A 19,510-nucleotide genomic window follows, 5' to 3' on the forward strand; every position below is an offset into this window, starting at 1 on the left:
GGAGCGGATGACGGGAATCGAACCCGCACTGTCAGCTTGGGAAGCTGATGTTCTGCCATTGAACTACATCCGCGCTGCCCGCTCTCCCGAGCCGACGCGTGGAGCAGTCTAGCTGCAGCCGAGGGGGGCTCGCGAACCCGCAGCAGAGGCGCCACGACCGCATAGTCGGGCGAAACCTGACCGGTCTAGGCGGAACGTCTGCAAGACTGCTCCTTGACAGCAAGCTCATGGCCGACCGCGGGCCGTGCATCACCGGGGAGCGAGGCGGGTGACCAGAGAAGATCGGGCGATCACCATCGTCGAGTTGCTCACTCAGGCCATGGCCGCCATCGACCACGGCGAGCAGGCCGAGCAGCTCGTCTGCACGACCCTCGCCAAGACGAGCCACGCGGAGAGCGCGGCCCTCATCGGCCTGGACGTCGGCCACAAGCTCCACCTCCACGCAGCATGGCCCGACCAGCGCCACGCCACGGTGCTGGCGGAGTTCGCCTCGCACGGACACCACACGGAGAGCCAGCTCCACATCGGGCAGCACCCGGTTCTCGGCGAAGTCGTCACGATCGGGCCCGAACTCGACCAGCACGCCAACCTCGAGCGGGCCCGGGTGCTCGCGCTCGCGCGCCGTGGCGGGTTCAGTCCCGAGGCCCACGCCCTGTTCGCCGAATCGGTCGCCCCGCTGACCCTGCTCCTCCCCCACGTCGCCGAGGCGTGCGGACGCGAGCAGAGCGTCCGCACCGCGGCCGAGGCCGCCGCCGCCCTGAACCTGACCGCGCGCGAGGTGGAGGTCCTCCAGCTGCTCGCCGAGGGGCTGCTCGCCCGAACGATCGCCGCCCGGCTCGGCCTGTCCCCGCGCACCGTGCACAAGCACCTGAGCAACGTCTACAGCAAGCTCGGCGTCCACGACCGGCTCGTCGCCGTGAGCATCGCCCGCGCCCAGGGCCTGATCGCCGCCTGACTCACGCACGCCGCCGACCGCCGCATCGCGGCTGAGATCGGACGGCGCGGTCCGCGACTCAGCGCTGACGCGCCTTTTTCACACCCTTCTTCAGCAGCCACAACGGCAGCAGCCAGCAGCCCAGCGCCGTGACCGCCCAGACGACCAGCGTGGCCGGCACCCATGCCGAAGCCCCGTTGATCACGAGCCCGCCGCTGAAGGAGCTCGCGATCACCAGCGCCAGCGCCGTCGAGATCAGCCCGACACCGCCGACCAGCGGCGGCGAGAACTTCGTGGCCAGCTTCGTCACGATCGGCGTGAGCAGGCTCTGGGCGATGGTGAACACCACCACCGCGACAATGAACCCCTGGACGCCCACGCCCACGCCCGGCACCAGCAGCCCGGCGAGCAGGAGCCCCACCACCGAAGAGCCGCAGAAGATCGCGGCGAGTATGAGCAGTCGCTTCATGGCCGCACCCTAACGACAACCGCCCGGACACGTCAGCGGCCGGCGAAGGAGTCTCGACGAACGGCGGCGAACGAACCCCACGAAGACGAGTGCCCCGACCCGCCCGTCGGCTCGGGGACACCACCCACCGCACCCTCAACGCACCCCCAAAGCCCTTCGCCGAACTTCCACGCCGCTCGCCGCGGGCCTAGGTTCGGAGCATGTCCAATCCCCTCGAGCCCACCGACGTGGGGCCCGCGGTCGGCGGCGATCGCGCCGCCACCGACTCCGACCGCGACCGCGTGGTCGCACTCCTCACCGCCGCCCAGGCCGAAGGGCGCCTCAGCGTCGCCGAGCGCGACGATCGCATCGCGGCAGCCCGTGCGGCCGACACCTTCGACGATCTCGTCCCGCTCACCCGCGACCTGATCAGCCCCACCGGTCCGGCCGCGCGTCCGGTCGTGAACTACGACGAGTCCCACCCCGTCGAGGAGGCCGACCAGATCATCGCGATCTTCGCCGGCGCCACCCGCAAGCACGCCTGGCGGATGCGCAAGCACACCTCCGCGCTGGCCGTCTTCGGCGGGGTGGAACTCGACCTCACCGAAGCCACCTTCGAGGCGCACGAACTGACCCTCAACGTCTTCTGCCTGTTCGGCGGCGTCGAGGTCATCGTTCCGCCCGGCACGGAGGTGAGCAACCAGGTGGGTGCGATCTTCGGTGGCTCGGACGTCGGCAAACTCGCACCCGCGGACGGGGTCGCGCCGCGGATCGTGCTCAAGGGCTTCTGCGCGTTCGGCGGCGTGGACGTCCGCCATCCCAAGGACAAGAAGCGTCACCACCACCACTAGATTCGGGGCATGAACGACCTGTTCACCCCGACGGCGGACTGGCAGCGGCTGCCGTCGCGCTACGCCCGTGTGCGACGGCTCGGCGCGCTCGTGTCCAACCTCACGGTGACCATCGTGGTCGGCGTCGGCGTGGGCCTGCTCGTCGACTGGCGGTGGGCTGTCGCGATCGCCGTCGCAGGGCTCGGCTGGACCGGGTGGCGCATCGTCCGGGCCGGACGGTGGGTGCGCGCCTTCGGCTACGCGGAGCGGGACGAGGACCTGCTGATCACCCACGGCCTGTGGAACCGGCAGCTCACGGCCATCCCCTACGGCCGGATGCTGTCGGTGAATGTCGAGTCCGGCCCGGTCGACCGGGCGTGGGGCCTCGCCCGGGTGGAGCTGGTCACGGCGAGCGTCCAGTCCGCCGGACGCATCCCTGGCCTGCCTCAGGCCGAGGCCGCCGCGCTCAGGGACCGGCTGATCGCCGCCGGCGAGGCCCAGGCACTCCCGCTGTGAGCGACGCCCACGCCGACGCGGGCGATCCGGCCGGGACCGCACGCGCAGACATCGACGCACACGATCCCGCCGGAACACCACGCGGAGACATCGACGCACACGATCCGGGCGGAACACCACGCGGAGACATCGAGGCGCACGATCCGGGCGGAACACCACGCGGAGACATCGAGGCGCACGATCCGGCCGAGTCCCCACATCCGGCTGCCGAGCCGGCCCGGTCGGCAGCAGCGGAGGTCACCGAGCGTCCCCATCCGCTCACCCCCCTGGTCCGCGGCTGGATCGTGCTGCTCGCCGTCGTGCTCAGCGCCGGACGCGACTACCTGCCGCTCGGGCACGAGACCCGGCCGCTGCCGCCCCTGCAGTTCATCCTGCTGGCTGTCGGCGTGGTCGCCCTGATCAGCGGTGCCGCCGGCTTCTTCTCCTGGCGGTTCACCCGCTTCGTCGTCTCCCCCGACGTGCTGCGGATCGACAGCGGCGTCATCGTCCGCCGCTCCCAGCGGGTCTCCTTCGACAAGGTGCAGTCGATCGACGTCGTCCAGCCGTTCGCCGCGCGCCTGTTCGGGCTGGCCGAACTCCAGATCGACGTCGGATCCCACGAGCGGCCCCGGCTGCGCTACCTCGCCCGGACCAGGGCGTACGCGCTACGCGACTACCTGCTCGCCCGCGCCCGCGGCGTCCAGGCCGAGGCTGAACAGCACACCGACGCCGCAAGCCTGCTCCTCGACCTGTCCACGCAGGACGAGGTCCTGATCACCGTGCCGCCGCAGCAACTGCTGCTCGCCGCGGTCACGTCCCACGAATTCTGGGCCATCGTGGCCTCCGGCGTTCTCGCCGCCGCCGCGGGCATCGCCTTCCAGCAACCGTGGCTCGTGCTGGTGATCGCGATCCCGACCGCGAGCACCCTGATCGGATTCGTCGGCCGCCGCGTCACCAGCCAGTTCAACTACGCCCTCTCCCGCCGTCCGCACGGGTTGCGGATCTCCCGCGGCCTGACCAGCCTGACCAGCCAGTCCCTGCCGCCGCGGCGCGTCCAGGCCGTGCAGATCAGCCAGTCGCCGGTGTGGCGGGCGCTCGGCCTGTACCGCGTCGACCTCGAAGTCGTCGGGTGGGGGCACGTCACCGAGGACGAGAACCGCTCCGGCGTCTCCACCATCCTGCTGCCCGCCGGCACCATCGCCCAGGTGCGGGTCGCCCTGGACGCGATCTGGCCGCGCGCCGACTTCGAGGCCGTCGACCTGCATGGCGCCCCCGCCCGGGCCCGCTGGCTGCACCCGCTGTCGCAGCCGTTCCTGCGCTGGGGCCACGACGACCGGCTGGTCGTCTCCCGGCACGGATGGCTCGTCCGGCGCTGGCAGGTGGTGCCGCACGCCCGGGTCCAGTCCGTGCGCATCGCGCAGGGACCCGTGTCACGACGGCTGGCTCTGGCCGACCTGGAGTTCCACACCGCCGGTGCCCAGATCTCCGCGCACGCGGCCGGGCTCGACGCGTCCGACGTGCTCGCCCGCCAGGCCGAGCTGCTCCGGCTCGTCCATCACCCCGCGTCGATCGACCTCACCGAGCCGCCCGACACCGGTGACCCCGCGGGGAGCGCGAGCGGTGACCAACTCGGCGGGGCAGGGACGGTGCCGGATCAGGCCACGGCCGGGCCGGACGCGCGCCGCGCCGACCAGGCTGATGAGACCATCTCGTCGACCGAGTAGCTCATCCGCCAGTCGATGTCCGCCGCGGCGGCGCTGCCGTCGGCGACGATCCTGGCCGGGTCGCCGGGTCGCCGCGGCGAGATCTCCGGCGTGAACTCGATGCCGGTGACCCGCGCCATCGCGTCCATGATCTGGCGGACGCTGAGGCCCTCGCCGCTGCCGAGGTTGTAGGCCGTACGCAACGGCCGCCCCGCCTCCAGGGCGAGGGCCGCGGCGACGTGCGAGGCGGCCAGGTCGCCGACGTGCACGTAGTCGCGCACGCAGGTTCCGTCCGGGGTCGGGTAGTCCTCGCCGTAGATCCGCGGCGTCCGACCCGCCAGGAGCGCCTCGATGACCAGCGGGAACAGGTTGTGAGGGCTCGCGTCGTAAACCGCGTCGGTCGCCGACCCGACGACGTTGAAGTAGCGCAGGCTCACGCCGTGGAAGCCCTCGGTGGCCCTGGCGACGTCCCTGATCAGCCACTCCCCGATCAGCTTGGACTCCCCGTACGGCGACTCGGGAGCATTCGGGGACGACTCGGTCACCAGTTCGGTGTCGGGCGTCCCGTACACCGCGGCGGAGGACGAGAACACGATGTTGCGCACCCCCGCGTCCGCCATGGCCGCCAGCACGCTGGCCGTCCCGGTGACGTTCTGCGCGTAGGTGTGCAGCGGACGCTGCACCGACACTCCGGCGTACTTGAAGCCGGCCACGTGGATGACGCCCGCACAGTCGTGATCGCGCAGCAGGCCGGTCACCGTGGCCGTGTCGAGGATGCTGCCCTGCACGAAGGCCACGCCGTCGGGCACGAAGGACGCGATTCCGGACGACAGGTCGTCCAGCACCACCGGCACCAGCCCCGCCTCCTGCAGCGAGCGCACCACGTGCGCGCCGATGTATCCCGCACCACCCGTCACCAACCACGTACTCACGGGCACGAGTCTAGGGGGATCGGGCCCCGCGTCCGGCCAGCGGCTGCTCCGCGCCGTCCCGCACCGGGCCTGCTTCTCCGTTCCGGCCGTTGCCGCGCCCGGGTCGCTCCGACCTCTAGGGTGGAGCCCATGCACAACCAACCCGTACTGGGCATCGACATCGGCGGCTCCGGAATCAAGGGTGCGCTGGTCGACCTGGCGGCCGGCGACTTCGCGACGGAGCGAGTCCGCATCCCCACGCCCGAGAAGTCCACGCCGGCGAACGTCGCCGACGTCGTTGCGGAGATCGTCTCCGAGTTCGCCGAGCAGATGGGCGACGGCCCGATCGGCGTGACCATCCCCGCGGTGGTCACCCACGGGATCACCCGCTCGGCGGCGAACATCGACAAGTCCTGGATCGACGCCCCGGCGGAGAAGATCTTCGCCGAGCACCTCGGCCGCGAGGTCGTCCTCGTCAACGACGCGGACGCGGCCGGCGTCGCCGAGGTGAAGTACGGCGCGGCGAAGGGCAACGACGGCCTCGTCCTGGTCACCACCCTCGGCACCGGCATCGGCAGCGCGCTGATCTACCGCGGTGTGCTGGTGCCCAACACCGAACTCGGCCACCTGGAGATCGACGGCCACGACGCCGAGAGCCAGGCCGCCGCCTCGGTGAAGACGGCGCTGGGGCTGTCGTACTCGGAGTACGTGCCGCGGCTGCAGCGCTATTACGAGCGGGTGGAGGCCCTGTTCTGGCCCGACCTGTTCGTGGTCGGCGGCGGCGTGTCCAAGGCGGCCGACAAGTTCCTGCCGAAGTTGAACCTGAAGACGCCGATCGTCCCTGCCGACCTGCGCAACCGTGCCGGCATCATCGGTGCCGCCTGGCTCGCCGCCGACAAGGTCGCCCACTCGGCCTGACCGCCCGTCCGCCCGGACCGGGTTGGACCGGAGGTTGGAAAGACTCGGCCGACGCGGGAGCCGGACGTCACATGCGGTCGGGGGCCTCGATCCCGAGCAGGCCGAGGCCGATCGCCAGCACCTTGCGGGTCGACGCGCACAGGGCGAGGCGGGACGCACGGACCTCGCCCTCGCTCTTCAGGACCGGACACTGCTCGTAGAACGAGCTGAGCGCCCCTGCCAACTCGTAGAGGTAGCCGCAGAGGCGGTGCGGCTGGAGGGTGTCGCCGACCTGGGCGACGACCTCGCCGAAGCGGGACAGCAGCAGCGCCAGCGACTGCTCGGCGGGCTCGGCGAGGACGGTGACCGCACCGAACCCGATCCCTTCGGCCTCCGCCTTGCGCAGGATCTGGTTCACCCGGGCGTGCGCGTACTGCAGGTACGGGCCGGTGTCGCCGGTCGTCGCCACCATCCGCTCGGCGTCGAAGACGTAGTCCTTCTGGAGGCCGTTGGACAGGTCGGCGTACTTGATCGCCGCGAGCGCGATGGACGGCGCCGCCTCCTGCTCGGCCGCGTCCAGCAGGCTGTTCAGCGTGACCGCCGTGCCCTCGCGGGTGGAGAACTTCTTGCCGTCCGCGCCTAGGACCTGCCCGAAGCCGACGAACTCCGCGCTCACCTCGGACGGCAGGTAGCCGGCCCTCGTCGCGACGGCGAAGACCTGCTCGAAGTGGTACGCCTGCGGCGCCCCCACCACGTAGATCAGCCGGTTCGCGTGCAGCGTCCCCACCCGGTACCGGATCGCGGCCAGGTCGGTGCAGGTGTAGCCGAAGCCACCGTGGGCGTTGCGGATGATCGCCGGCGCCGGGAACCCGTCGGTGAACACGACCAGCGCGCCGTCGTCGACGGCGGCGATGCCGCGATCGGCCAGGTCGTCGGCGACCACCGGAAGGTCGGCGTTGTACAGCGACTCCCCGGCGATGTCGGCGTCGGTGAGCAGCACGTTCATGCGCCGGTAGGTCTGGTTGAACCCGGCGAGCGAGACCTCGATCAGCTGCTGCCAGATCCGGCGGGTCTCCGCATCCCCGGCCTGCAGCAGCACGACCCGCTCGCGCGCCCGGTCGGCGAACTCCTCCGACTCCTTGAGGTGGCTGTTGGCGCGCTGGTAGAGCGCCTCGGCCGCCGGCAGGTCCAGCGCGGACGCGTCCAGTCCCTCCTCCAGGATCTGCTCGACCAGCATCCCGAACTGGCGTCCCCAGTCACCGATGTGGTTCTGCGGGATGACCGTGTGGCCCTGCGCGCGCAGCACCCGGGTGAAGCAGTCGCCGATGATCGTCGAGCGCAGGTGGCCGACGTGCATCTGCTTGGCCACGTTCGGAGAGGAGTAGTCCACGACGACCGTGCGTGGCTGCGGAGCCCGCGCGATCCCCGCGTCCGGTTCGGCCAGGACCTGGGACGCAGCACCCGCCAGGACGTCCGCACGCAGCCGCAGGTTGATGAACCCTGGGCCGGCGATCTCCAGCGGCTCGCACAGGTCCGACAGGTCGATCTGCTCCACCAGCCGCGCCGCGACCTCCCGCGGGGGGCGTCCCTCGGCGTTGGCCAGCCGGAGGGCCACATTGGTCTGGAAGTGGCCGAACTGGGGACGGGTCGCCGGGCGCAACTCCGGGTCGATTCCGGCGGCGGCCTGGACGCGTTCGCTCAACAGGGACGGCAGGGACAGCATGGCCGCCATTTTCGCACGCGCCGCAGCGCCCCCGAACCACTCGCCCGCGCCCTTGCCGTGCTCCGTTCGGACCGAGCACGGTCAAGCATGTGGACCTCGGAGGCGGCTGGCAGGCGGCCCGCTCAGCCGCGGGCGGGGCGGTGCGACGCGACGTCCCAGACCAGCTTGAGGTTGGCGGCCAGCTCGCGACGGACGCCGTGGCCCCAGGTGCGGGTGCTGGTGCGTGCCGTCTGGTCGCCCACGCCCCAGGCCTCGATGCCCAGCGCACGGCAGATCGCCAGGGCCCTGGGCAGGTGGTAGCGCTGGCTCACCACGACCAGCCGGTGCAGCCCGAAGACGTCCCGCGCCCGCAGGCAGGAGTCGTAGGTGTCGAAACCGGCCGGGTCCAGCAGCAGCGCCTGGTCCGGGATGCCGGTGCCGACGAGGTAGTCCCGCATCCCCCCGGTCTCGTCGTAGAACCGGGACCGCCCGTCGCCGGAGAGCAGCAGGCAGCGCACGCGACCCCGCCGGTAGAGGTCGGCGGCCAGATCGAGCCGCGCCCGCAGGAACCGGGACGGCTCCCCGTCGGCGTACACCTCCGCACCCAGAACCAGGGCCACGGCGACCGGCTCGAGCGCGTCGGCGCTGACGATCCGCCGGCGGGTGAGCAGGTGCACGGCCCCGGAAAGCGCGAGCAGGCCCCCTCCGGCGACCGCGGCGACGCCGAGGGCCGCCCACGACCCCGTCCGGATCCGCGCGCTCATGCGGGTCAGCCTAGGAGACCGTCCGGTCGGCGACAGCTCTCCGGTACCCCTGCCCGGCCGGACCGCGGCGTCCCACAGACGGCGACGTCGCGCCGGCGAGGCGATCCCCGGCCGCCGAATAGACTGGCGCGAGCCCTTCGAGCCGAGCGGGAGCGAGCACCGGTGCGCGTCATCACCTATGGAACCTTCGACCTCTTCCACGAGGGGCACCGGCGACTGCTCGAGCGGGCGAAGGCGCTGGGCGACCACCTCACCGTGGGCGTCACCACCCAGCAGTACGACGACGGACGCGGCAAGCTCAACGTGCGCCAGAGCCTGATGGAACGCGTGCGCAGCGTGGAGGCGACCGGTCTCGCCGACGAGGTGATCGTCGAGGAGTACGAGGGCCAGAAGATCCACGACATCCAGCGACTCGGCATCGACATCTTCGCGATCGGCTCGGACTGGACCGGCAAGTTCGACTACCTCAGGGACTACTGCGAGGTCGTCTACCTCGAGCGCACCCGCGGCATCTCCAGCACCCGGCTGCGGGACGAGTCGCAGCCCAGCCTGAACCTCGGGGTCGTGGGCGCGGGACGGATCGCCCGCCGGTTCGTGCGCGAGGCCCGGTTCGTCTCCGGAGTCAACATCGACGCCGTCCACAGCCGCACCCCCGGCCGCGCGAAGGACTTCGCCGACGAGCTCGAACTCGGCACCGTCCACGACACCTACGAGGGGCTGCTGGCCGCCTGCGACGCCGTGTACATCGCCACCCCGCACCAGTACCACTACGCGCAGGCTCGCGCGGCGATCGACGCGGGCCGGCACGTCCTGTGCGAGAAGCCCGTCGCGCTGACCAGGGCGGACGCGGAGGAGCTGTACGCACGCGCCGACGCGGCCGGCGTCGTGCTGCTGGAGGCGCTGAAGACGGCCTTCCTGCCCGGCTTCCAGCGCATGATCGGGGTCGCCCGCAGCGGCTCGATCGGCGACATCAGGGCCGTGGACGCGACCTTCACCAAGCTCGTCCCCTCCGGCCGGGAACTCGAGGGCCCGGACGGCGGAAGCCTCTCCGAGCTGGCCAGCTACCCGCTGCTGGCGATCATCAAGCTGCTCGGCACCCAGCCCGACCGGATGACCACCCGGTCGTTGCGGACGCAGACCGGGGTCGACACCTTCGCCCGGATCGACCTCGACTTCCCGCACGCGATCGCGTCCGCGACCACGGGGCTCGGCGTCAAGTCCGAGGGCGACCTCGTGGTCTCCGGTACCCGCGGCTACCTCTACGTCCCCGCACCCTGGTGGCTCACCGAGTACTTCGAGTCGCGCTTCGAGGACCCCAGCCACAACCGCAAGTTCTACGTGAAGATGGAGGGCGACGGGCTGCGCTACGAGGTGGCGGAGTTCGCGTCGATGATCCGGCTCGGAACGGCCGAGTCCTACCTGCTCCGGCGCGAGGAGTCGGTCGCGATCGCGGACATGATCGAACGGGCTCGCCGGGGGGCCGAATTGCCTCCGGACAGCGCCGTCATGCGTACGTCCACGGACTCCTTCCCCGGGCGTCCGGGTGATACCATTCATCGAATCTGAGAAAAGCCTGAGGAGGGGCGGGGGGATGGTTCGACGGGGACCCGCCTGGAGGGTGTGCGCGCTCGCCGCGCTGCTGCTCTCCGTGGTGCTCCTCGGCCCCACGGCATCCGCCCTGCCCGCCGCGGCGCAGACGCCCGGAGCCGCCCCCTACGGCCTGGCCGTGAGTCCTCGGGACCAGCTCGCCATCGCGAGCTGGGTGGGCGTGGACGACGCCGCCTCCTACGTCGTCGACGTGTCGGCCGACCCCACCTTCACGGTGATCACCAGCACCACCGCGACCGAGGACCTGGTCGTGCTCGGTTCGCTCACGCCTGCGACCACCTACTACGCGCGGGTGAGCGCGGTGAGCACGGACGGCACCCGCGGCTCGCCGAGCGAGAGCATCTCGTTCACCACCAGCGAGGAGCCGTTCCGGCTGCCGACCCCCGAGCTCACGGTGGACAGCCTCAGCTCCACGTCTCTGACGCCGGCCTGGTCGTCGTCCGGCGACGACCTCCGCTACGAGGTGCAGCGGGACACCGCGGCCGGCTTCGACAGCCCGGAGTCCGACACGACGAAGGCCGGCGTCCGCACCGAGACGATGTCCGGACTGAAGACCTCGACGTCCTACTCGGTCCGCGTCCGCGCGGTGGACGCGGCCGGCCTGCCGCTGAGCGCATGGTCGAACGTCGTCACGCGCAAGACCGCCGAGTCGCTGCCGCTGCGGGTGGGCACCTTCAACGTCAGGAAGAAATCGCAGGACAACTGGGCGAAGCGCCGCACGGCCGTCGCGTCCACCATCCTCGGCCAGGACCCCGACGTCGTCGGGTTGCAGGAGGCCACCCCCGCCCGCTTCCGGGGCGTCCGGCAGTACCAGGACGTGGTGAACCTCCTCGGCAGCGACTGGGCCCTCACCGACGCCTCCTCCGGCTCCGGCGAGGTCCGCACCGTCTACAACACCACCCGGCTCAGGCTGCTCGACCACGGCACCCAGCCGCTGTCCGGCAGCAAGCGCTTCGGCGTGCAGCGGTACGCGACCTGGGCAGCGTTCGAGCAGATCAGCACGGGCAAGCGGTTCCTCTTCGTCAACACCCACTTCGCCGTGTTCAGCTCGAAGGTGAAGGCGCACCACACGGCCGCGGCCCGGCAGATGGTCGCCATGCTGGAGCGGGTGAACACCGGGAACCTCCCCGTGGTGATCGTCGGCGACTTCAACACCGGCCTGTACCGCACCTCCGGCAACGGCGTCTACCGCACGATCACCGGCGCGGGCTACATCGACCCGCTGGTGCGTACCGGGAAGACCGGCGCGGCGCAGAAGCTCGTCAACGCCGACCTGAAGACCTACAACGGCGGCTCACGCAAGGCACCCAAGGATCGCTGGGCACGGATGCTCGACCAGATCTTCGTCTCGAAGATGCGGGTCGCGGAGTGGGAGACCGTGGCCCGGCTGAACGGCGCCGGGCGGTGGATCGGCACGATCCCTTCCGACCACAACATGGTCAGGGCCACCGTCTACCTGCCCTGACATACCCCCGGTCGGCGACCCGAGGGCCACGACCGCACGGTCCCCGGACGCGCCGCCCGCGGCACGCCGATCCGGTCGAATCGGTCAGGAGAGGTAGCGGCGGGCGACCTCGACGAAGTGCTCCACGACGTGGTCGGTGGGGGTGTCGCTGAGGTAGTAGTCGCGCAGCGACCGGCGGACGGCCGCCTTCGGGTCGGTGTCGAGGAGGTCGCCGAGGAGGTCGCTGAAACCGACGGCATCCGCGCCGACCACGTCGAAGACGTAGGCGGCCTCGGCGAGCGGGAACTCGTCGACGAAGGCGTCGCCGTGGGCGGACACGGCCGCCATCGCGAACGGCTTGCCGGAGACGAGGTAGTCCGACAGCAGGCTGGACACGTCGGAGACCATCGCGTCACTGGCGTTGAAGCAGTCGACGACCGACATCTCGGTCTCCGCCGCCGGCCCGAAGATGTGCGTCCGTCCGGTGCTCGCCGCGTCCAGGGTGAGCAGTTCGATGATCGAGTCGCACGCCTCCGCGTTCCCCTTGTGCCTGCGGGCGTAGGGGTGTGGCCGGAACACCACCGTGCAGCCCCGCTCCAGGAGCCCGGCGACGATCGCCCGGCCCGCCCGCAGCGAGCTGTAGTCGGAGTCCTCGTAGAACCCGGACCAGGTGGGGCTGTACAGCACGGTCGGCTGCCCGACCGCCGAGATCGGCCCGGTCGCGGCCCGGACGTCCTCCAGCTGCGGCCTGCCGACGATCTCGAACTGGTCGGACCTGGTCACCACGCCGTGCTTGGCGAACCGGTCGATCGCGGCCTGGCCGGCGACGAAGTTCTTGTCGTACTGGCGGAAGGTCGGGCTGACGCTGGCGATCTTGTCGCTGTCGCCGTGGTTGAGCTGGATGTGGGTGAGGTGGGGGAAGCGGATCATGTGCGAGTTGCGCACTGCGGTGTTGGCGTAGAAGACGGCCTTGAGCGAGGCGCAGGAGACCGCGTCCAGGTCCTCCAGCCCCACCCGCAGGATCACCGGCGCGTCGGTCAGCTTCGACACCTCGGCGAAGTTCGCCGCCGTCCGGACCAGGACGAAGTACGGCAGCCCGATCCGGTCCAGGTAGGGCAGCCACATGGACGCCTGGTAGGCGGTCCCCGCGGGCGCCTGCCAGTGGAAGCAGAACGCGGGCGCGAGCTTGTCGAGAATCTTGGGCAGGTTGGCCTCGAACCGGTTGCGCCGGTACAGGTAGCGCACCGACTGGATCCCGAACAGCACGGCCAGCACCAGGCCGGCCAGGGCGGCGAGCACCGCAGGAAGCTGGGTCAGGCCGAACCCGGCGGAGACGACCATCAGCGCCATGCCGAGCAGGTTCACCGCGAACAGGGAGTCGGCCAGCACCACCGAGGGCAGCGGGACGTCCCAGCCGGGGATGTTCGCCGACTGCGGGACTGCTCCGCGTACCGCCCGGCGCATCGCGCTCTCGCCGATGATCATCGCGCCCAGCAGCGCGGCGGCGACGATCGCCCCGACGCTGACGCCGGTGCCGAGGTCGAGGCCGAGCGCCGCGACGACCACCAGGATGCGGGCCGTCCCGAACGTGCCCATCAGCTGCTTCAGCGGCTCGATGCCCCGCAGGGACGGGGCCGCCTCGGTACCGATCCAGGCCAGCAGCACCAGGGTGGTGAGGGCGAGCAGGACGGCCGCCGCAGGACTCTGGGGGGCGGCGAGGGTGACGATGACGGTGGCCACGGCCAGCAGGTCAGCGAGGATCGAGATTCCGCCGACCGCCCGGAAGATGTAGCGAATGGACGAGAACCCGGTGCTGAGCAAGTGCGGCATTGACGACTTTCACGATGGGGGCGGCGACCCCGGCAATTTACTACAGGCGCCCTTCCCGGGCGCCTGGCCCTGCCGCCCGGAGGAGCGGAGGCGGTCCCCATCCTGTCACTGCGGAGTGTGACCGGGATCACGGCGGGCTGTGCGGCCCCTGTGGAGCCGGCCGCGCGTCCTCGCCCGGGAACGCCCCCACGCTAGGGTGTGGGGTCGGAGAGAAGGGACGTCCATGAGCTCGCAAGCCCGCACGATCGGAGTGATCCTTGCCGGTGGCACCGGCTCGAGGGTCGGCCTGTCGATCCCCAAGCAGTTGCTGAAAATCGCCGGGCGGCCGGTGATGGAGCACACCCTGGCGATCTTCCAGGACGCGGACGTCATCGACGAGATCTTCATCATGATGCACCCCGACCACCTCGCCGCCGCCGACGCGATCGCCGCCCGGTTCTCGAAGGTGACCAGGGTGATCAACGGCGGCGGAACCCGGAACGACACCTCCTTCGCCGCGATCGCCGCGCTCGGCGAGGACGCCGACCCCGACATCCGGCTGCTGTTCCACGACGCGGTGCGCCCGTTGCTCGACACGCGGATCATCAACGACCTGGTCGCCGCCCTCGACGACTACGACGCGGTCGACGTCGCGATCCCCTCCGCCGACACGATCATCGAGGTGAACGCCAACGACGAGATCGTCGACATCCCCGACCGCAGCCGGCTGCGTCGCGGCCAGACGCCGCAGGCGTTCCGGCTCGGCACCCTGCGCAAGGCCTACCTCATCGCGAGGCAGGACGCCGACTTCGTCCCGGCCGACGACTGCTCGGTGATCCTGAAGTACCTCCCGGGCGAACCCATCGCCGTCGTCCGCGGCGCCGACCACAACATGAAGATCACCGAGCCGATCGACGTCTTCATCGCGGACAAGCTGTTCCAGATCGGTTCGACGGTCGCGCCCGCGCCGACCAGCGTCGAGGAGTACACCGCGGGGCTGGCGGGCAAGGCGATGGTGGTCCTCGGCGGCAGCTACGGGATCGGCGGCGACATCGTCGAGATGGCCCGCGGCTTCGGCGCGGAGGTCCGTTCGTACAGCCGCAGCCAGACCGGCACCGACGTGTCCCGCCCCGAGGACATCCGTGCGGCGCTCGCCGACGCGCACGCCGAGCTCGGCCGGATCGACTTCGTCGTGCTCACGGCCGGCATCCTCAACCGCGGCCGGCTGGCCGACGTGCCGATGGAGGAGATCCTGGAGGGGATCAGGGTGAACTACTTCGCCCCGGTGCTCACCGCCCGCTTCGCCCACGAGTACCTGAAGGAGACGGCGGGCCACCTCGTCTTCTTCACCTCCAGCTCCTACACCAGGGGACGGGCCGACTACTCGGTCTACTCCTCGACCAAGGCCGCCGTGGTGAACCTCACCCAGGCCCTCGCCGACGAGTGGTCGGCCGAGGGCATCCAGGTGAACGTGATCAACCCCGAGCGCGCCGGCACCCCGATGCGCACCCGCGCGTTCGGCAAGGAGCCCGAGGGCTCGCTGCTGTCCTCGCAGGCGGTCGCGCTGACCACGATCGACGTGCTGCTCTCCTCGCTCACCGGGCACGTCATCGACGTGCGCAGGGAGGAGCCGGGCCACGTCGGCATGTCCCGTTCGGAGCTGGAGGCGACCCGGATCGCCGAGGCTCTCGCCGAGGCCGGCGAGGGGGACGAGGGCTGAGCCGTCGGCTGCCTCGCGACCGGCTCGGCGCCGCGTGTGCCTCCGACCCTGACACGCCCTAGAGTGTGCCCACGAGAGGAGGCACCCGTGGGTGACGCGAGCAGCCGGCCCGGGCAGCGATGACCGCGCTGTTCGACCGCTACCGGCGAGTGCTGGAACTCCTCGCGCCCCGAGCGGTCGTCTGGGCGCTCGCACTCCTCGCCATCCTGCTCCTCCTGCTCGGACCTGCCCTGCCGGGCGCGGTCACGGCGATCGTCGCGGTCGCCGTGGGCACCGGCTGGCGGCTCTCCCGGCCCGCCTCGGACCGCCACCTCGTCGCGCGGGCCGCTCTGGCGGTCTCGGCGTGTGCCGCCGTGGGGTCGACCGCGGGGTGGACCTGGGTTCCGCTGTGCGTCCTGGCGCTGGTGCTGGGCGGGTTGATGGCCGAGTCGACGCTGGACCATTCCACGAGACCCGCGCTCCGGACCGACGGGCTGCCCGGCGTGGACCTCGCGGCCGTCGACCGCGTTCCCGACCCCATGTTCCTCGCGACGAGCACGGCGGTGGCCGTCCTCGCTACGGCCGCGGCGGCGCCCGGGAGCGCGCGCCCGGTCCTGTTCGGCCTCGCCGCACTCGCGATCGTGGCCGGCCTGACCCTCTCCGGCGTCCGGCTGCTGCGGGTACGCCGGCACGCCGTCGAGCGAGCCGTGAGCCGCGCGCTGACCGCGCTGGACCCGCGCTACGCCGTCTACTTCAACGGAACCACGGCCGGCGGCTACCAGATCGGGATGTGGCGGCCCTATCTGGAACGGACCGGGGAGCGCGGCGTCCTGATCATCCGGGACCCCCGCTTCTTCGCCGAGGCGGCGCGCGTGTCCGGCCTGCCCGTGGTGCTGGCTCGTTCGCTGGAGTCGCTGGAGTACGTCGCCGTCCCGGGGATCCGGGCGTTCTTCTACGTGAACAACGACGCGAAGAACGCCCACGGCGTGCGCTTCGCCGACGTCACCCACGTCCACCTCGGCCACGGCGACAGCGACAAGCCGGCCAGCTACAGCGCGACGTTCGGCATGTTCGACAAGATCTTCGTCGCCGGGCAGGCGGCGGTCGACCGGTTCGCCCAGCACGGCGTCCTGGTGCCACCCGAGAAGTTCGTCCTCGTCGGCCGGCCGCAGGTGCAGGCCATCGCGGTCGGGCCGCGGCGCCCGCCGAGCGAGCACCCGGTCGTCCTGTACGCCCCGACCTGGCGCGGCGGTCTGGAGGACTCGATGTTCGGTTCGCTGAACCACGGCGAGCGGATCGTCCGGGCACTGCTGGACGCCGGCGCCACCGTGTGGTTCCGCCCCCACCCGTACTCCGCCCGCGACGCCGAGTCACGCGTCCAGATCGGTCGGGTCGACGCGCTGTTGGCCGCCGACCCGAGCCGTCCGCACGCGGGCAGCGCCGCGACGGCCGCCCGGACCGTCTTCGAGTGCATGAACGCCTCCGACGCCCTGGTCACCGACATCTCCAGCGTCGCCTCCGACTACCTGTACGCCAACAAGCCCTTCGCGATCACCGACACCGGGCGCGTCGACGACATCGAGTCCGCCTACCCGCTCGCCAGGGCAGCCATCCTGCTCCCGGTCGCCGGCGATCTCTCCGGCCCGGTGCAGGATCTCCTCGGCACGGACTCCCGGCGGGCGGTGCGCTCGGAACTGCGCAGCTACTATCTGGGCGACTGGCCGCCGGAGAACTACTCCGAGGTGTTCGTCGATGCGGCCCGAGAGGTCATGCGCCGCGATCGTTGAGCCCGCCGCGTCGGCGCGCGCGCCGGGTCGACCCCGGGTCCTCCGGACGCGAGCGGGGCGTCCTGTTCTCCGGCCGTCCTGTCGCACAAATCTGGGCGGGGTATAGTCGCGAGGACGCGTACGCCATCTTTGGGAGTTTGCTGTGCATCGACTAGTGACAGTTGTGGGAACGGTTGTTCTCGCCGCAACCCTCGCCCTTCCCACAACGACCGCAACGGCCGCCTCGACCACGGTCGAGGCGACGGCAACGCTGCAGACCGGATCCCTGAACATCTACGGGACCCCGACGGCGGTCACCCCGGACGTCGCGTACAGCCCTCAGTCGGGCATGCGCGTCGAGGTCTACACCTCCGCCGGCGACAACGACGGGGCGAAGGCCGACTGGCGATCGGTGAACGAGTACGCGTACCTGATCAACAGCGTGCCGAAGGGCAAGCAGCTGTACTCGACGGTCTTCAACGCGCTGTACGACTACGGCAAGGCCAAGAAGGTCAGCAACCAGTGGACCATCCTGAACTCCTCTGGCAAGGCGATGGACACGACCAGCCTGTTCCAGCCCACGGTGGCGTTCCTGAACCAGATCAACCAGTACCTGGCTGACGGTGAGAACCCCACCGACTACGTGCACGTGCTGGGCGCGAAGGAGTCGATGACCGAGTCGTACAAGGCGCCCTCGAGCCTGTCCACGCTGCTCAAGGACTCCGGCGTCATGAAGTACTGCAACTCGACCAAGACCGGCGCCTGCCTCACCACGACGTCCACCGACTCCGACTCGCTGATGCACTCCAAGTACTCGCTGTTCGAGCAGGCGAAGGACTCCACCGGCAAGGTGTGGAACAACGTCATCTGGGTCACCTCGGCCAACCTCAACGGTGCCAGCGGCGGCAAGAAGTCGAACACCAGCGTCGTGATCTACGGCGATTCCGCCGGGTACCAGGGCCTGCTCAACAATGTCTGGACGCCGGCGATCACCCAGACCCTGACCAGCGGCTACAAGACCGCGATGACGAACGGCGTCAGCTCCTCCGACTCCGACTTCAGCTTCTACCCCTCGCCGCGGATCACGAGCGAGTCCCAGGCCAAGAATGCGGACTTCGAGGCCAAGACGCTGGCCGCGGCCGCCGCGGTGAGCGGCAAGACCAACTGCAAGGCCTACCTCGCCCACTCGCTGTTCAACGCGTCCAGGCAGGCCATCCTGGACAACCTCGCGACCCTGCAGACGCAGGGGTGCAGCGTGAAGATCATGCTCGGCGACAACGCGATCGCCGATACGGTGGACGCCTACTTCGGGATGAGCAACGACGCCAGGAAGGTGATCAACCGGGTCGAGTTCGGCAACGTCCACGACAAGGCGATCACGGTCAGCTACACCGCGGGTGGCACCACGTACGGCACCACCTGGGGCGGCTCGGCCAACGCGAACGGCACCAGCCTCACCCATGACGAGCTGGCCTTCAAGGCCGAGTCCCTCACCGTGACGCGGGCCGTGGAGCAGCAGCTGGAGCGGGTGTACCAGCTGATCCGGGGCGGCATCACGAACGTGCAGGTCACCGGCCTGAGCCTGTCGCCTGCGACGGTGTCCCTCAACACGGGAAGCTCCCGGACGCTGGTGCCGAAGTTCAGCCCCAGCAACGCCACCGTCCGGACGGTGACCTACACCTCCAGCAACACCTCGGTGGCCACCGTCAACGCCACGTCCGGCAAGGTGACCGCCGTGGGCGTGGGCACCGCCACCATCACCGCGACCTCGCTCTCGGGCAACCGGACGGCGACCTCTGCGGTAACCGTGAAGAGCGACAGCGACGAGACTCCGCAGCCGTCGTCGAGCGCTCTCGTGGTCTACACCCCGCCGACGCTGACGATGGACAACTACCAGCAGACCGTGACCAGCGGAGACAACTCCAGCACCCAGGTGGTGGTCAGCTGGGGCGAGGGAAGCACCGACTTCAGCGGAACCGTGGCCCTGCAGTACTACGACGCAGGAAAGTGGAAGACGAAGACCACCATCTCGGTGAAGAACGGCCGCGGCACCAAGACCATCAAGATGAAGAGCAGCCGGGCCTACCGGCTGAAGGCGACGTCGGTGACCGGCGGCACCATCGGCAGCTCGGGCAAGTACTCGGTCGGCTACTCCTACAGCGTGGTGAAGACCAAGGCGAACACGACCACGCCGCGGATCTACGCCCCCACGATGGTGAAGTCGGGCGACCTGGCCCCGTTCTTCGTCACGGTGAAGAACCCCAAAGGCAACCTGCGACTGCAGTACCTGGCGGGCTCGGGGTGGAAGACGAAGGTCACCTTCAGCATCAGCGGCGGCGGCACCCAGAAGTTCATCTCCGCGCCGGTCGGCAGCACGCGGAAGTGGCGTGTGGTCACCTCGAACAAGAAGTCGTCCTCGGTGACCGTGAAGGTCACCGGCTGACGGCCTCCCGTGGACGCCGAGGGCCCGACACCCCGCGGGTGTCGGGCCCTCGTCCCG

General features: G+C 70.5%; 15 protein-coding genes and 1 tRNA gene. 10 read left to right on the forward strand and 6 right to left on the reverse strand.

Translation table 11 applies throughout. The features are described from left to right. Nucleotides 1-2 precede the first annotated feature (2 nt). Nucleotides 3-73 (reverse strand) — tRNA-Gly (locus QM633_RS02970). A 195-nt stretch (nucleotides 74-268) separates the two neighbouring features. Between QM633_RS02970 and QM633_RS02975 the strand changes: the two genes are divergently transcribed. Then, nucleotides 269-955 carry a response regulator transcription factor gene (locus QM633_RS02975; protein WP_415152237.1) on the forward strand — a complete coding sequence of 229 codons (687 nt, stop codon included), beginning with the start codon at nucleotides 269-271 and terminating at the stop codon, nucleotides 953-955. 58 nt (nucleotides 956-1,013) lie between these two features. On the opposite strand, the gene QM633_RS02980 is transcribed toward QM633_RS02975, so the two are convergent. Further along, on the reverse strand, nucleotides 1,014-1,403 hold the full coding sequence (locus QM633_RS02980; RefSeq protein WP_415152238.1) for a hypothetical protein: 390 nt from the start codon (nucleotides 1,401-1,403) through the stop codon (nucleotides 1,014-1,016). A gap of 200 nt (nucleotides 1,404-1,603) precedes the next feature. Here QM633_RS02980 and QM633_RS02985 point away from each other — a divergent pair, with 200 nt between their 5' ends. The 3 genes from QM633_RS02985 to QM633_RS02995 are packed head-to-tail and all read left to right on the forward strand — an operon-like array spanning nucleotide 1,604 to nucleotide 4,431. Then, nucleotides 1,604-2,233, forward strand: coding sequence for a DUF1707 SHOCT-like domain-containing protein (locus QM633_RS02985; RefSeq protein WP_415152239.1), 630 nt, complete (start codon nucleotides 1,604-1,606; stop codon nucleotides 2,231-2,233). A gap of 9 nt (nucleotides 2,234-2,242) precedes the next feature. Continuing rightward, complete coding sequence (locus QM633_RS02990) at nucleotides 2,243-2,728, forward strand: PH domain-containing protein (RefSeq protein ID WP_415152240.1); 486 nt, start codon at nucleotides 2,243-2,245, stop codon at nucleotides 2,726-2,728. After that, on the forward strand, nucleotides 2,725-4,431 hold the full coding sequence (locus QM633_RS02995; protein WP_415152241.1) for a PH domain-containing protein: 1,707 nt from the start codon (nucleotides 2,725-2,727) through the stop codon (nucleotides 4,429-4,431). The genes QM633_RS02990 and QM633_RS02995 overlap by 4 nt, the downstream gene beginning before the upstream one ends. On the opposite strand, the gene galE is transcribed toward QM633_RS02995, so the two are convergent. Beyond that, complete coding sequence (gene galE, locus QM633_RS03000; RefSeq protein WP_415152242.1) at nucleotides 4,362-5,342, reverse strand: UDP-glucose 4-epimerase GalE; 981 nt, start codon at nucleotides 5,340-5,342, stop codon at nucleotides 4,362-4,364. The two genes, QM633_RS02995 and galE, sit on opposite strands and share 70 nt — an antisense overlap. A 129-nt stretch (nucleotides 5,343-5,471) precedes the next feature. Here galE and ppgK point away from each other — a divergent pair, with 129 nt between their 5' ends. Next, a complete protein-coding gene (gene ppgK, locus QM633_RS03005; protein ID WP_415152243.1) occupies nucleotides 5,472-6,239 on the forward strand; it encodes a polyphosphate--glucose phosphotransferase in 768 nt (255 codons plus the stop codon). A 67-nt stretch (nucleotides 6,240-6,306) separates the two neighbouring features. Here the strand turns inward: ppgK and argS are convergent, their stop codons facing one another. Next, nucleotides 6,307-7,941, reverse strand: a complete 1,635-nt coding sequence (argS, locus tag QM633_RS03010; protein WP_415152244.1) for an arginine--tRNA ligase — start codon at nucleotides 7,939-7,941, stop codon at nucleotides 6,307-6,309. Between the two features lie 122 nt (nucleotides 7,942-8,063). Then, the gene (locus tag QM633_RS03015) at nucleotides 8,064-8,684 is read right to left on the reverse strand and encodes a SanA/YdcF family protein (RefSeq protein WP_415152245.1); all 621 of its coding nucleotides are present in this window, start codon (nucleotides 8,682-8,684) and stop codon (nucleotides 8,064-8,066) included. 162 nt (nucleotides 8,685-8,846) lie between these two features. On the opposite strand from QM633_RS03015, the gene QM633_RS03020 reads away from it, so the two are divergent. Further along, nucleotides 8,847-10,250 (forward strand): Gfo/Idh/MocA family oxidoreductase, encoded by a 1,404-nt coding sequence (locus QM633_RS03020; RefSeq protein WP_415152246.1) that lies wholly within the window; start codon nucleotides 8,847-8,849, stop codon nucleotides 10,248-10,250. Nucleotides 10,251-10,275: 25 nt separating this feature from the next. Then, nucleotides 10,276-11,757 carry a fibronectin type III domain-containing protein gene (locus tag QM633_RS03025; protein WP_415152247.1) on the forward strand — a complete coding sequence of 494 codons (1,482 nt, stop codon included), beginning with the start codon at nucleotides 10,276-10,278 and terminating at the stop codon, nucleotides 11,755-11,757. 84 nt (nucleotides 11,758-11,841) lie between these two features. Here QM633_RS03025 and QM633_RS03030 read toward each other — a convergent pair whose 3' ends face one another. After that, complete coding sequence (locus tag QM633_RS03030; protein WP_415152248.1) at nucleotides 11,842-13,566, reverse strand: CDP-glycerol glycerophosphotransferase family protein; 1,725 nt, start codon at nucleotides 13,564-13,566, stop codon at nucleotides 11,842-11,844. A gap of 223 nt (nucleotides 13,567-13,789) precedes the next feature. Here QM633_RS03030 and QM633_RS03035 point away from each other — a divergent pair, with 223 nt between their 5' ends. The 3 genes from QM633_RS03035 (at nucleotide 13,790) to QM633_RS03045 (ending at nucleotide 19,453) form a co-directional block, all read left to right on the forward strand. Beyond that, a complete protein-coding gene (locus QM633_RS03035; RefSeq protein WP_415152249.1) occupies nucleotides 13,790-15,265 on the forward strand; it encodes an SDR family NAD(P)-dependent oxidoreductase in 1,476 nt (491 codons plus the stop codon). 119 nt (nucleotides 15,266-15,384) lie between these two features. Next, complete coding sequence (locus QM633_RS03040) at nucleotides 15,385-17,031, forward strand: CDP-glycerol glycerophosphotransferase family protein (RefSeq protein ID WP_415152250.1); 1,647 nt, start codon at nucleotides 15,385-15,387, stop codon at nucleotides 17,029-17,031. 163 nt (nucleotides 17,032-17,194) lie between these two features. Then, nucleotides 17,195-19,453 (forward strand): Ig-like domain-containing protein, encoded by a 2,259-nt coding sequence (locus QM633_RS03045; protein ID WP_415152251.1) that lies wholly within the window; start codon nucleotides 17,195-17,197, stop codon nucleotides 19,451-19,453. Nucleotides 19,454-19,510 lie beyond the last annotated feature (57 nt).

The organism is Propionicimonas sp. (genome assembly GCF_047606205.1).
In the GTDB taxonomy this organism is placed as follows: domain Bacteria; phylum Actinomycetota; class Actinomycetes; order Propionibacteriales; family Propionibacteriaceae; genus Propionicimonas.

Excerpts from the sequence above, each read along its gene's own strand:
- QM633_RS02980 (WP_415152238.1), bottom strand. The coding sequence starts at position 1,403 with ATGAAGCGACTGCTCATACTCGCCGCGATCTTCTGCGGCTCTTCGGTG.
- QM633_RS02985 (WP_415152239.1), top strand. The coding sequence starts at position 1,604 with ATGTCCAATCCCCTCGAGCCCACCGACGTGGGGCCCGCGGTCGGCGGC.
- QM633_RS02990 (WP_415152240.1), top strand. The coding sequence starts at position 2,243 with ATGAACGACCTGTTCACCCCGACGGCGGACTGGCAGCGGCTGCCGTCG.
- ppgK (WP_415152243.1), top strand. The coding sequence starts at position 5,472 with ATGCACAACCAACCCGTACTGGGCATCGACATCGGCGGCTCCGGAATC.
- argS (WP_415152244.1), bottom strand. The coding sequence starts at position 7,941 with ATGCTGTCCCTGCCGTCCCTGTTGAGCGAACGCGTCCAGGCCGCCGCC.
- QM633_RS03015 (WP_415152245.1), bottom strand. The coding sequence starts at position 8,684 with ATGAGCGCGCGGATCCGGACGGGGTCGTGGGCGGCCCTCGGCGTCGCC.
- QM633_RS03025 (WP_415152247.1), top strand. The coding sequence starts at position 10,276 with ATGGTTCGACGGGGACCCGCCTGGAGGGTGTGCGCGCTCGCCGCGCTG.
- QM633_RS03030 (WP_415152248.1), bottom strand. The coding sequence starts at position 13,566 with ATGCCGCACTTGCTCAGCACCGGGTTCTCGTCCATTCGCTACATCTTC.
- QM633_RS03035 (WP_415152249.1), top strand. The coding sequence starts at position 13,790 with ATGAGCTCGCAAGCCCGCACGATCGGAGTGATCCTTGCCGGTGGCACC.
- QM633_RS03040 (WP_415152250.1), top strand. The coding sequence starts at position 15,385 with ATGACCGCGCTGTTCGACCGCTACCGGCGAGTGCTGGAACTCCTCGCG.